This is a genomic window from Actinophytocola sp. (assembly GCF_009379765.1).
Lineage (GTDB): Bacteria > Actinomycetota > Actinomycetes > Mycobacteriales > Pseudonocardiaceae > Actinophytocola.
In genome coordinates this window covers 15,179-27,269 of record NZ_WHTD01000111.1, presented here as the reverse complement: position 1 = coordinate 27,269, position 12,091 = coordinate 15,179, and the positions used below count along the sequence as shown (strand labels likewise).

19 protein-coding genes are annotated in these 12,091 nt (G+C 68.4%); all 19 read left to right on the top strand.

Annotated features, from left to right (window positions below; genetic code table 11):
- Positions 1-460 precede the first annotated feature (460 nt).
- Positions 461-724, top strand: coding sequence for a hypothetical protein (locus GEV28_RS28550; protein WP_291415488.1), 264 nt, complete (start codon positions 461-463; stop codon positions 722-724).
- Positions 725-726: 2 nt separating this feature from the next.
- A complete protein-coding gene (locus GEV28_RS28545) occupies positions 727-1,155 on the top strand; it encodes a hypothetical protein (protein WP_291415487.1) in 429 nt (142 codons plus the stop codon).
- Between the two features lie 174 nt (positions 1,156-1,329).
- Complete coding sequence (locus GEV28_RS28540) at positions 1,330-1,761, top strand: hypothetical protein (protein WP_291415485.1); 432 nt, start codon at positions 1,330-1,332, stop codon at positions 1,759-1,761.
- A 112-nt stretch (positions 1,762-1,873) separates the two neighbouring features.
- A complete protein-coding gene (locus GEV28_RS28535) occupies positions 1,874-2,338 on the top strand; it encodes a hypothetical protein (RefSeq protein WP_291415483.1) in 465 nt (154 codons plus the stop codon).
- Positions 2,335-2,907 (top strand): hypothetical protein, encoded by a 573-nt coding sequence (locus tag GEV28_RS28530; protein ID WP_291415481.1) that lies wholly within the window; start codon positions 2,335-2,337, stop codon positions 2,905-2,907. Before GEV28_RS28535 ends, GEV28_RS28530 begins: the two co-directional genes overlap by 4 nt.
- The gene (locus GEV28_RS28525; RefSeq protein WP_291415480.1) at positions 2,904-3,467 is read left to right on the top strand and encodes a hypothetical protein; all 564 of its coding nucleotides are present in this window, start codon (positions 2,904-2,906) and stop codon (positions 3,465-3,467) included. Before GEV28_RS28530 ends, GEV28_RS28525 begins: the two co-directional genes overlap by 4 nt.
- Positions 3,468-3,541: 74 nt before the next feature.
- Positions 3,542-4,201: a hypothetical protein gene (locus GEV28_RS28520; protein WP_291415478.1), complete on the top strand. Its 660-nt coding sequence runs from the start codon at positions 3,542-3,544 to the stop codon at positions 4,199-4,201.
- A gap of 209 nt (positions 4,202-4,410) precedes the next feature.
- Positions 4,411-4,776 carry a hypothetical protein gene (locus GEV28_RS28515; protein ID WP_291415476.1) on the top strand — a complete coding sequence of 122 codons (366 nt, stop codon included), beginning with the start codon at positions 4,411-4,413 and terminating at the stop codon, positions 4,774-4,776.
- A 140-nt stretch (positions 4,777-4,916) separates the two neighbouring features.
- On the top strand, positions 4,917-5,396 hold the full coding sequence (locus tag GEV28_RS28510) for a hypothetical protein (protein ID WP_291415474.1): 480 nt from the start codon (positions 4,917-4,919) through the stop codon (positions 5,394-5,396).
- Between the two features lie 5 nt (positions 5,397-5,401).
- Complete coding sequence (locus GEV28_RS28505; RefSeq protein ID WP_291415473.1) at positions 5,402-5,827, top strand: hypothetical protein; 426 nt, start codon at positions 5,402-5,404, stop codon at positions 5,825-5,827.
- Positions 5,824-6,069 carry a hypothetical protein gene (locus GEV28_RS28500; RefSeq protein WP_291415471.1) on the top strand — a complete coding sequence of 82 codons (246 nt, stop codon included), beginning with the start codon at positions 5,824-5,826 and terminating at the stop codon, positions 6,067-6,069. The genes GEV28_RS28505 and GEV28_RS28500 overlap by 4 nt, the downstream gene beginning before the upstream one ends.
- Before the next feature lie 200 nt (positions 6,070-6,269).
- Complete coding sequence (locus GEV28_RS28495; RefSeq protein ID WP_291415469.1) at positions 6,270-7,355, top strand: DNA cytosine methyltransferase; 1,086 nt, start codon at positions 6,270-6,272, stop codon at positions 7,353-7,355.
- 133 nt (positions 7,356-7,488) lie between these two features.
- Positions 7,489-7,737 (top strand): hypothetical protein, encoded by a 249-nt coding sequence (locus tag GEV28_RS28490; protein WP_291415468.1) that lies wholly within the window; start codon positions 7,489-7,491, stop codon positions 7,735-7,737.
- A complete protein-coding gene (locus GEV28_RS28485) occupies positions 7,737-8,120 on the top strand; it encodes a hypothetical protein (protein WP_291415466.1) in 384 nt (127 codons plus the stop codon). Before GEV28_RS28490 ends, GEV28_RS28485 begins: the two co-directional genes overlap by 1 nt.
- A gap of 211 nt (positions 8,121-8,331) precedes the next feature.
- Positions 8,332-8,613 (top strand): HNH endonuclease, encoded by a 282-nt coding sequence (locus GEV28_RS28480; RefSeq protein WP_367115207.1) that lies wholly within the window; start codon positions 8,332-8,334, stop codon positions 8,611-8,613.
- 49 nt (positions 8,614-8,662) lie between these two features.
- Complete coding sequence (locus GEV28_RS28475; RefSeq protein WP_291415464.1) at positions 8,663-9,373, top strand: alpha/beta hydrolase; 711 nt, start codon at positions 8,663-8,665, stop codon at positions 9,371-9,373.
- Between the two features lie 168 nt (positions 9,374-9,541).
- A complete protein-coding gene (locus tag GEV28_RS28470; RefSeq protein WP_291415463.1) occupies positions 9,542-10,705 on the top strand; it encodes a DNA cytosine methyltransferase in 1,164 nt (387 codons plus the stop codon).
- Positions 10,702-11,574 (top strand): hypothetical protein, encoded by an 873-nt coding sequence (locus GEV28_RS28465; RefSeq protein WP_291415461.1) that lies wholly within the window; start codon positions 10,702-10,704, stop codon positions 11,572-11,574. Before GEV28_RS28470 ends, GEV28_RS28465 begins: the two co-directional genes overlap by 4 nt.
- On the top strand, positions 11,546-12,004 hold the full coding sequence (locus GEV28_RS28460) for a very short patch repair endonuclease (protein WP_291415460.1): 459 nt from the start codon (positions 11,546-11,548) through the stop codon (positions 12,002-12,004). Before GEV28_RS28465 ends, GEV28_RS28460 begins: the two co-directional genes overlap by 29 nt.
- The last annotated feature ends 87 nt before the right edge of the window (positions 12,005-12,091 follow it).

Genomic DNA, 12,091 nt, shown 5'->3' with positions numbered 1-12,091 from the left:
TTGCTACGCTTCACCCGCGAAGTGCCTTCCCGTGAGGACCACTACAGACCTAGACAATCCGTAGTTTCCCTTACAGGACAGGCACTTTCGCGCATTTCAGAGCGCGATCTACGTCACCCCGCATGAAAGACCCGGGCTAGCGGAGGCGTGGTTGAGCCGCATGAGGGTAGGCGACGCGACCCAGCGCGGCGGTAACAGGGGGTAGTGCCAGGTGGGCGGGACAACACCACAAGCATGTGTCTAATGTTAGACGCATTAACTTGAATGCGGTAATTTCTTGACTAAGTCGCGTTCCAGTGGTTGTCTAGCGGGTGGCCTCGAACACATGTTCGAGCGTACCGCGAGGTGTGCGCCGCAGGGAGGCGGCTTTGTACTGATGGCCACTGTGATTGATGATCAAGGTTCCGCTGTCGCGGAGGGGGACGTAGCTGGCCTTGCGGGGCCGGTGGCGTTGGATGACATGACCGAGCCGCTGGAGTTGTTGCGGCAGATCGACCAGCAGATCGAGAAGTTGGGGCTCGCGCGGCGGGAGCTGCGGGACTCGATCAAGAAACGGCTCGCCGACGCCGAGGTCGGCACGGTGGCCGGGCGTGCGGTGGTGACGTGGAAGGTCGCGAAACGGGTCGGGGTGTCGCATCGGCTGCTGGTCGAGCGGTATCCGGAGATCCTGCCGCAGGTGCAGGACATCACCACGGTCCGCACGTTCCGCGTGTTGCCGTTGTGATCGTGAGCGGCACCGAGACGCCCGCTCCGGTGACGGTGCGGGAGGTGGTGGCCGACGTCGCGCGCCGCGCGGCAGCGGTCCCACCCACGGCCGGGGACGAGTTCGCGGCGCTGCTCGCGCTGCTGGTGCTGGACCCGCGCAACACCGACCACGTCCGCGCGGTCGTCGCGGTCATCGTGCTCGACGCCGTCGGTGACTCGTGGCGGGAGACCACCGCCAACCGGTGGCGTCCGCTACTGCCGACGTGGATCAAGCCGGCGGTGGTCGGCGCGACGGTGCAACGGCTCCGCGCCGCCGGGTTGCTGGTGCCGACCGGCAAGTACGTGAAGTGCACCGACCGGGCCGCCGGCAACGCCGGCAAGCCGCAGCCGGTGTACCGGCTGAACCTGGCCGCGCTCACCGAGCCGACGAGCGCCGGGCCGGGTTCGTAACCAGACGTCGGGGCGGTACTTCCCGCCGCCCCGGCTCTCGCACCTTTCTCTTTCTGACTTTCGCGCGCGTGGGGTTGTCGCATGCCCACGTGCCGCTGACTCCTGTCCCCATGCGACACACGGCGCCAGGTCGCCGTGCCGACTTCTGTTGTTGTGTAAGGGAAGTGACGTTTCGTGTGGTTCAAGGTCTGTGATGGCCTGCATGATCATCGCAAGGTTCGCCGGGCGGGGTCGGCGGCTATGGGGTTGTGGGCGCTCACGGGGTCGTGGTGCGCGGCGAACCTGACCGATGGGTTCGTGCCCGAGGTGGTCGCGCTGCGGTACGGCACCGCGCGCCAGGCCGAGAAGCTCGTGACCGCCGGACTGTGGGAGCCGACCGTCCGCGACGGCGAGCCCGGCTGGGTGTTCCACGACTGGTTTACCTACCAACCGACCCGCGAAGACGTGGAACACAAGCGGTTCCTCGCAACACAACGTCAAGCCAAAGCGAGAGCAGTTAGAGACGATAAGTCCAGGTCAGCGGGTTCTGTCACGCGTGACACGGGCGTGAGTCACAGCGTGAGTCACGCTGCTCCCGACCCGACCCGATATACCTACTCACCTTGATAGGGCGGGTAGTAGTTCCGTATCGCGCGCGAGAACCGAAACCCCGCCGCCAACACCACCACCCGCGTCCCCGCCGCCACCGGCCGCACCTCCGCGGCCGACGCCCGAACCCGTGCCGGAACCGGTCGGCGTCTCACCGCACTCCGCTCCAGGTCAGTCCTATGTGGATATTCGTGATGCGGCGACGGACGTGTCGGCGGTGCGGGTCGCGGTCGGGCTGGTTGGTGAGCAGGTGCCGCACCAGCCACGGCGGGTGTTGCACCGGCTGACGCAGGAGGCCGCGCGGTTGCTCGGCGAGGGCCTGTCCGGGGACCAGGTCGCCGCCGGCCTGCGCCTGTGGACCACCAAGCGCGTTGGCCCCGGTCTGCTGCCCGAGTTGGTCGGCGAGGCGATGCGCGCGCCGTCGATCACGGCGGCCGGCACAGGGTCGGGTGGGGTGCGGACGGCGTCGACCACCGACGCGCGGGTCTCCGCCGCGCTCGCGCTGGCCGAGCGGTACGAACGCGAGGACAACCCACCGCCGCCGGAGTGGGAACCGAGGCCGAGGCGGGCGCTGATAGCCGCGGGTGTGGCATGACCGCACCGACCAGCACGAACGCGCCCATGATGACCCGGTCAGAGGTGACGCGGCTGCTGGCGCTGTGCGCGTGCTACGACCAGCGCACAGTCGGCGAGGCCGACGTCGCCGCCTGGCACACCGCCCTGGCCGGTGCCACGTTCGCCGAGTGCGAGACGGCGATCCACGCGCACGTCCGGACCAGCCGCGACCGGGTCCAGCCGTTCGACATCCTCGGTCGGGTCCGCGTCGCACGACGAGAAGCCGCAGACCGGCGCGCGGTGTTGCCGACCGGGCTGACCGACCGCGCAGCAGCCGACGCCGCCCGCGAGCGCGGGATGGCCGCGGTGTACGCGGTGATGGGCTGGACCCACGACAACGACCGCGAGACCGCGTTGTCGGTGGCGTGCCCGGTCCCGTGGTGCGCCGCCGCACCCGGCGTGCCGTGCCGGCGTTCCGTCCGTCGCGGCGGAGCCAGCGAACCGCGTGACCCGCGCACCCGCGTGCATCCGTCCCGGCTCGACTCCGCCCGCGACCACACCGACCAGGCCGAGCAGGTCGACGGCGAGCAGGTCGGGGGTGGCGCGTGAGGACCACCCAGGACGACCAAGTGATGTTGTCGGCCGACGAGGTGCGGGCGTTGCTGACCACGTTCCGGCCGGGGCCGATGCCGGCTCCGTCGACGGTCGCGGCGTGGCGGCAAGCCCTGGCCGGCTGCGCGTTCGGGGCGTGTCACGCCGCGCTGACCGCGTTCGGGCCGACCAAGGCACGGTACGCGACCCCGGCCGAGATCGTCGCCGCCATCCACACCGCCCAGGCCGCGAAGGACGCGCGGGCGGCGGAGGTGATCCCGTTCCCCCGCGACCGGGTCCGCCCGAGTCGACCGACGCCACCAGTCGACTACGCGCGGGCCGGGGCGCGCGGGATCGAGCGGGTGTACGCGGCTATGGGCTGGCAACGCAACCCGGAACGCGCACACGCCCAGCGGGTGCCGTGCCCGTTCTGCCGCGCCCCCAGCGGGACCGCGTGCCGGCCACTGACCCGGAACCGCGCCGGCCACACCGAGCGCCGCGACGCCTCCAGCCTCACCCATCCCAGCCGCCTCGACCGCGCCCGCGCCGAGCACCCAGACCGGGGTGAGCGGCTATGACCGGCGCCGTGGGGTGGTGTGTGTTGGGGTGCCGTCCGGAGGGGAATCCGCGGGCGGCGGAGCCGGGGTGGTTGGTGTGCGGGCGGTGCGCGAACCGGTTGGCGTGGCGGCTGCACGACATCCCGGACCTGTTCGCCATGCTCGACGAGTTCGTGGTGCCCGGTGTCGTCGGGGCGGCGGGTGGCCGCCGCGCGCCGGGGTTCTCCTCCCGCTCACCCGCCCGCGATGACGTGATCGCGTTACGGGACCGGCGCACCACAGTGGACGAGGAAGGTGACCCGCACAGCGCGCTCGAGTTGCTGGCGGCGTGGGCGGACAACGTCCGCGACGACCTCGCCCTCGACATGCCTGCCGGAGCGCGGTCGGTGGTGGGTGAGGCGCGGCTGTTGTCGGCCCATCTCGGGCACATCGCGGCCGCCGGATGGGTGACCGCGTTCGCCGAGGAGATCAGCGAACTGCACCAGGCGCTCCGCCGGGTGACCGGCACCGCCGCGCGGATCGTGGACCTCGGACCGTGTCCCGCCGACACAGCCGACACCGAGACCGGCGACCTCAGCACGTGCGGCGCCGCACTGCGCGCGGAGCTCGATGCGGAGGCGTGCCAGTGCCGGCGATGCGGCGCGTCGTGGCCCCGTCAAACCTGGCTCCACCTCGCCGACCGCTTCGCCGACCGCCTCGACACTGAGGCCGGTGAACGGTTCGGCCGGTTTGACCACAGGAAGGCCGGCGAATGACCACGGTTGCACCACGACCAGCTCCGTCGTATTGCGACGGTGCCGACCCACCGGACAGTGTGAATCTTGTCCGGCGAACGGACAGCGGGAACCGGTGCAGGAACACCGGAACCCGTTGGAACACAACCGAAAAGGACTAAGAGATCATGTCATTCCATCGGCCTGGAACTGAGACTCCGGCGGACCGCAGGGCGCGGGAGTTGGCCCGCGTGCACGGCGAGCACGCCAAGGCCACCGCCAACCTGAACCTTCGTGAGATCGCCGAGCGGGTCATGTTCGACCTCGACGACACCGTGATCGCCGGTGACCTGCCAGGCGAGTTGCGGTTCGCGATCCTCGGGCGTGGGGATCACCTGCTGGTCGACGTGTTCGGCCTGACCGACGACGAGCACGCCATCCACTCCGAGGTCCTCGAAAGCGCGGTCGAGAAGTGCGTGGCCGCCTACAACCACACCAACCCGGAGTACGTGTGGGACTTCCGGTTCACGATCACCGTGCGGGCGCTGACCGAATCCGAGCAACACAGCCTGCGCAACGCGCGCGGCGCGATCGACGTCCGCCACTACCCCTACTGACCACGGCGCTGAACCGGCGCTGATCGCGGGTTGAACGGTTCCGGACACGAATGGGCCCCGGCGGGTGCAGGAACACCCCCGGGGCGGTGTCCGGAACCCACCCGAAGAGGACCAAGAAGGAACTTCGAGAGGACCCCGGAATGACCAAGACTACCAACGCTGGCAACACCACCGGGCGGGTGTACGGCACGCGCTACCTGGAGACCGCCGGCCTACCGCCGAAGCTGCTCACGCTGCGGATGAGCCGGGCACTCACGGATGCCCGCGACGCGGGCGCGTTGCCGCCGTGCTCGGTGACGCTGTCCGTGCGGCGCGGCGCCGAGGACGGCCCGGCGCACGTGCGGGCGTGGCGGGTGTGCGTCGAGCTGCGTGACCTCGACCTGCCCGCCTGCTACACCGCGTGGGAGGACCCGGAGATCGCGGCGGTGATGCTGCGCCGCGACGTCGTCGCCCTCCTCTCCGTATTCGACCGGCGCAACCCGGCCGCGATGTTCGACCACCGGTTCCGCGTCTACGTCCACCTCACCGACGCTCAGCCGGCCACCAGCGTGTGCCACCTCTGCGGCCGACCGCACCCAGCGCCCACCGCCGACGCCGCGACCGAGCCCAGGAAGGCGTGACCACCATGCGCACCTCTCGGACAGACCCCGGAACCCGGCACCTGGCCACCGTCGCCGCCCAGGCCGCGATCCTGCGCGCCAAGGCCCGCGAACTCGCCCAGCTCCGAGCCGAGCTGGACCGGATGATCGTCAACGCCTACCGCGACCATGTCCCCGCCTCCCACCTCGCCGACGCCGCCGGCTTCACCCGCGACACCATCCACGCCGCCGTCCGCCCCTGGCTCGGCAAGAAACGCCTCCACCCCACCACCAGCGGCAAGGCCACCGAGAAGACCACCACCAAGCCCACCAAGACCCAGGCCACCAAGAGCACCACGAAACCCGCCTCGCGCACCCGCACGACGACCACCACGAAGGCCGTCCCGAAGGCGGCGGAGACGACGAAGGCGACCCCGACGACCAGAAACCGGAGGAAACCCACCACGCGATGACCACCACGACCACGCAGCGGCGGCGGGCGCTGGACATGGAAGCTCTCGCCGTCCACTACCGCGTCGCCGTCTCGACCCTGCGCGACTGGGCACGAGCAGACCAGTGGCGCCGCTACCCCGACCCCGCCGCCCACGGCCGACCCGGCCGCCCCCGTGTCCTGTTCGACCTCGACGACGCCGACCGCTCCTACTGGCAACGCACCAAACGCCGCCACGCCAGCGCCGACACCGCCAAACAGTGACCCGGCTCACACGAACATATGTTTGCCTGGTGGCGCGGCACCCGTGTAAATTCCTGAGACGTTGGAGTTCTGCACCCACTGCGAGGTGCGACCGACAATTCTTCTGGAGCCCCGGCGACCCCCAGGCCGGGGCTCCAGTCATTTCCCGCCCCGTTCCGTGATGCCGCCGGCCGCCGTGCCGCCCGATGTGGTGGTGGGCGGTGGTCGATGTGGCGTATCGGCCCGCGATCGGGTCACTGTTCTCCGGTTACGGCGGCCTCGACCTCGCCGTCGAGCACGTGTTCGGCGGACAGACCGTGTGGCATTCCGAAACCGAACGCGCCCCCGCTCGTCTACTGGCGCACCGGTTTCCCGGTGTGCCGAACCTCGGTGACATCACCCGCGTGAACTGGGACGCAGTGCCGCGCGTGGACATTCTCGCTGGCGGCTTTCCTTGCCAGGATCTATCCAGCGCCGGGAAACGCGCCGGACTGGCTCCCGGTACCCGTTCTGGTTTGTGGGCGCACATGGCCTACGCCATCGAGAAGCTCCGGCCCCGTCTGGTTGTGTTCGAGAACGTGAGGGGGCTGTTGAATGCGCCCAGCGCACCCACTCCCGTTCGCCCGCTGGACCGGCGAGACCTGGGAAGCGACGGACAAGGCGGGACGCGGGCGCTCGGAACCGTACTCGGCGATCTGGCCGAGCGCGGGTATGACTGTCGATGGCTGGGCCTACCAGCTTCCGCCATCGGTGCCCCGCACCAGCGGTTCCGTGTCTTCGGTCTCGCCTGGCCCAGGGGTACCGACCCCCGCGGCGTCCAACCCGAACGACGGCGAGGACGTCGACGTCTACCTGGCACGCGGCCGCCAGCTCTCCGGCTCCCTGTCGGTGGCGCTGCGGCTGGAGCTGAGGCGAACACGCTGGCTGGCCGCGGAGCGAGCAGCCGGGTCGACTGGGGCCGGTTCACCCCCGCCATCCGACACTGGGAACGCGTTCTCGGCCGCGAAGCGCCGTTCCCGATCGTCCCCGTCAGAGGACGAGACCGGCTCAACCCCGAATGGGTCGAATGGTTGATGGGCCTCGAATCCGGCTGGGTCACCGACGTTCCCGGAATCAGCCGAACGATGGCGATGAAAATGCTCGGAAACGGTGTCGTCCCCGCCCAGGGAGCCACCGCGATACGCCTTCTACTGGAACCGATCTCGGCGGAACTCGAACACCAATTCGGGGCACACCACGAATCGACCACGAACGACCACGGTTCGACCACAAGGCACTCCCAAAACCAATCCGGCCGGACAGTGTGAAAACACGCCATCCGGCGACCGGGACAAAAGGCCCGAGATAACGGTGAGGGAGAAATCGATGTCCACCGAGTTCACATCCGACACAACGAATGAGTTGGCGTTTGTTCGCTGGTCCGGCCGCCGCGCCGGAGGCGTGTGCTACGAGTTCGGCACCATGACCAACTTCGAGACCGTGTCCCGCGCGCTGCGCGCCGGTGAGCGGTTCGAGCCGGTCGGCGGCTATGCGATGGACGACGACCCGGCCACCGCCGAGCGGCTCGACACGTTGGCAGCCGCCGGTCGGGTGACGTTCGGCGACTTCCCGGTCACCGTCGAGGTCGGCTCTGGCGAGATGTTCCGGTTCACCGTCGAGAACACCGACCTGACCGGGGGGAACGCCTGATGTCGGTCTCCGTCACCTCCGCCGACACGTTGGTCGAGCTGTGTCAGCGGACCCTCTCCGTGATCAGCGCCCATCCGCATCGTGGTGTCCGTGGCGAGCGGGTCGCGCGGGTGTTCCGCGCGGTCCACATCGCGCAGAACGCCGCCTACGCGGCGCAGTACGGCGAGGATCTCGACGTGCCGGCGGTCGAGTTCCCCACCCGCGCGCCGGCCGCGCTGCTGATGCGGAAACCGGATCTGCGTGAGCTGTACGACGCGTTGCGGATGGTGCGGTACAACACCGTCGACAACGACGGGCACCGGTGGCTGCCGGTCGAGTACGGCGAACTACTCGACGGATTCATCACCCACCTCGCCGCCCTCGCCGCCGGCTTCACCCGCTGAACCCCAGCCACACCAGAAATCTCGGCCCCGCACCCGCGACCAGTTCCCCGGGTGCGGGGCCGCTCCACACCGCCGGCCTACATCGCCGGCCACGTCGCTGGCCTGGTCCGGAGCGCGTCGGGACCAACACCCACAACCCCCAAATGCCCGCCACGGTCGCCCCGGACCAGCCACGACCACTGACCGCTGACCGAGCGAGGCGGGGGTTGTCGTGCCGGCGTGGTCGCGCTCGACCCGCCGCCAGCGGCTCCCGCGCGACTGGCCCGCGATCCGCGCCCGTGTGCTCGCCCGCGATCCCGTGTGCCGGATCTGCGGCGCCGCGCCGTCGACCGAGGTCGACCACATCCGCCGCGGCGACAACCACGACCTGTCGAACCTGCGCGGTGTCTGTGCACCGTGTCACCGCGCCAAGAGCGCCCGTGAGGGCGGCACGGCCGCCGCTGCACGCCGAGCGCGACGCCGCCCATCCGAACCTCACCCCGGCCTCCGCTGAACCGCCGACCCGTCACCCCGAGAGGACACCGACAACCGTGTCGCATCCCATGCCCAACCCAACGATCGTTCTGACCCACGGCGCGTGGCACGGCCCCTGGGTCTGGGACCAGCTCCGCCGCAAGCTCCCCGACCTCGACACCCGCACCGTCGACCTCGCCAGCTCGGGGTCGGACCCGGACCGGCTCGGCGACCTGTACGACGACGCCGAAATCCTCCGCACCGCGGTGGCCGAGGTTGACGGGCCGGTGGTGGTGGTCGCGCACTCCTACGGCAGCATGGTCGCCACCGAGGCCCTCACCGACGTCCCGAACGTCCAGCAGGTCGTCTACCTCGCGGCGTTCGTGCCCGACGAGGGCGAGAGCATCGACAGCCTGCACGGCCACCAGTTCCCCAACTGGGTCACCGTCCACGACGGCTACATCGACGCCGGCCACCCGACGCGCGTGTTCTACGGCGACTGCTCCCCGCGACAGGCGGCGTGGGCCGCGCGGCAGCTCACCCACCAGTCCGTGTCCTCGGTCCGCACGCCGGTCACGGACCCGGCGTGGCGTTACCTGCCGACCACCTACCTGCTGACCACTCGCGACCGCGCGATCCACCCCGCCGCCCAAGCGGTCATGTCCGCGCGCTGCGACCAGGTGCACCGGCTCCGCTCGGATCACTCACCGATGCTGTCCCAGCCCGACGCGCTCGCTGACCTGCTGCGCAGCGTGATCGTGTGCGACGCGAACGGACCGTACCGGCCCTACCGGGGGTAGACCCCGGCCCGGCCGTGCGCCGCACCGGTATGTGATAGCGACCCGCCCTCTGTACGGGTCTGGGAGTCAGGCATGCAGGACCCCGACGTCCCACAACGTGTCGGTGATCCGGTATACGTTGCTTCTGACACGTGTGATCGATAAGTTCGGCGCGTAGGGGAGGCCTCGGTGGGTGCGGGCAGTGTTGTTGGTCTGTTCGCCGGTATCGGGGGTCTTGAGCACGGTCTACATGATCATGGCTGGAACACAGAGTTGTTCTGCGAGATCGATGCCGCCGCTCAAGCGGTGCTGACGCATCACTTTCCCGACGTTCCGGTCGTGTCAGACGTAACGAAGCTGCGTGGTCTTCCTCAGAATACGGAGATGGTCACGGCCGGGTTTCCATGCCAGGACCTGAGTCAGGCCGGCCGAACGGTCGGAATCCACGGTGAACGATCAGGCCTGGTCGAGCACGTGTTCCGCCTCGTCCGTCGTAAGAAAGGGCCGCGCTGGCTCTTGATCGAAAACGTCCCGTTCATGCTCCAACTTGACCGCGGTTGGGCAATGCGGCATCTGACATCCTCGCTGGAAGAACACGGATACTCGTGGGCCTACCGCATCGTCGACGCACGCGCGTTCGGGCGACCCCAGCGGCGATGGCGCGTTCTGCTGCTGGCTTCCCGCACGGAGGACCCGCGGGAAGTACTCTTCGGGCAGGACGCCACGGAACCGTTCACTGGTCACCACGACCAGAGGGCCTGCGGGTTCTACTGGACAGAAGGCACGCGGGGCCTGGGCTGGGCAGTGGATGCGACCCCGACTCTCAAAGGCGGCTCCGCGATCGGTATCGCGAGTCCGCCGGCTGTTCGTCTGACTGGTAGTCGCGGCTTGGTTACTCCCGGCATTGCGGACGCCGAGTGGTTGCAGGGATTCGCGCGAGACTGGACACGTCCAGCGCTGGACGTTGATGGCGTGCGCCCCGGACATCGGTGGAAGCTCGTCGGGAATGCGGTCAGCGCCCTCATGTCGGCATGGATCGGCGAACGGCTTGCCAACCCCGTGCCATACGACGGCCAGAATGATCAAGCACTTCAGCCGGGCGACCCTTGGCCGAGAGCTGCATGGGGCCGAGATGGGAACGCCCACAGGGCCGACCTCAGCATGTGGCCAGTCGTCTCCGACTATCACCACCTAGAAGAAAGCCTCCTCGATCCCGCACCTCTCTCCGTCCGCGCCACCCAAGGCTTTCTGAAACGAGCACGAGCTAGCAAACTCAAGTTCGTGCCTGGATTCCTCGATGACGTTGAAAAGCACCTGATCAACATGGGTGGCGACCCTCGCGAGGCAGCGTGAAAGGGCCCGAGATCATCGCCAGGACCATGTCCGTACCTGGTGTTGACGACAAGTTCGGTCGGCGGTGGCAGTACCACTCTCGTTCGGATCTGCATTCCAAGGTTGCCTGTTGGGCAATCCTGTTCGACATGCTCCAGTCCAGTAGCTTGCTCCAGCAGCATGTGCTCGCGGGCAAGGTCACCTTCGGCATCAACCGGAAGCTCCATGATTGGGAGTCCGAGAAGACCAAGAATCTCGATCTGGTTGTCGCTCGAACACCTGGACCGGGAAGTCCGAACTCCGGTAAAGCGTTCGACCTGGCCGACCTCGCCGACCGATACGGCGTGATTCTGACCGACGACGAGGCCAAGACCTTGGCAAAACTTCCAGTGGCACCGCCTGGCACCGCAGGCGCCACGGTCCTTGTTGCACTCGAAGCCAAGGCATGCATGACCGCCCACATCAAGGCGTTGCCGCGGCTGCACGACGAGTTGACATCCAGTCACGCCACCGTTCATGGGGACAACCCGAACGCGCTGGCGATTGGCTTTGTGATGATCAATTACGCGGATACGTTCATCAGCCCGGATCGAAATCGACGAGAGATCACCGAAGACCACCCCGCCCAGGTGTCACAACATCGGCAGCCACACGACACCGACCGGACTCTCGACATGATCAGCAAGATCAGTCGCCGGTCCGGTCCCGGTACAGGGGGGCGCGGATTCGACGCCATTGGGATCATGCTGGTCTCGATGACCAACGACGGCGCACCGGTTACCGTGGTGACTCCGCCGCCCGCACCTGGACCTACCGACGCCTACCACTACGACCAGATGATCAACCGAGCCGCCCACCTCTATGACTCCAACTTCGGGCATATCGCCTGATCGCGACACTTCTAGAGCTGACAGGCCACCGGCGTCCAGCCCTGGAGCACGTCGACGCATGCAGGCTGCACACCGTCGAGACACGGCACCAGAGTTGGCGCTCCGTCGCGAACTTCACCGCCGCGGATTTCGCTATCGCGTCGACTTCGCACCTCTCCCCGGACTGCGCCGACGGGCCGACCTGGTCTTCCCTCGCAAGCGTCTGGCCGTGTATGTGGACGGCTGCTTCTGGCACTCGTGCCCGGAACACGCAACTCAGCCCAAGAGCAACGCGGCATGGTGGGCGGACAAGTTGGCCACCAATCAGCGTCGGGACCGGGACACAGATCAGCGCCTCCGTGAGAACGGGTGGATCGTTGTACGCGTGTGGGAACACGAAAATGCCGTCGCCGCAGCCGATCGAATAGAGACGATCCTCCGGCTCAGATAGCGCATCCCACGTACCGCCGTGCGCCTGCCGACCAGCACCAAGGCGGTGACGTTCCCCGATGGCTGGCTATGGTCCGCCGCCGAACTC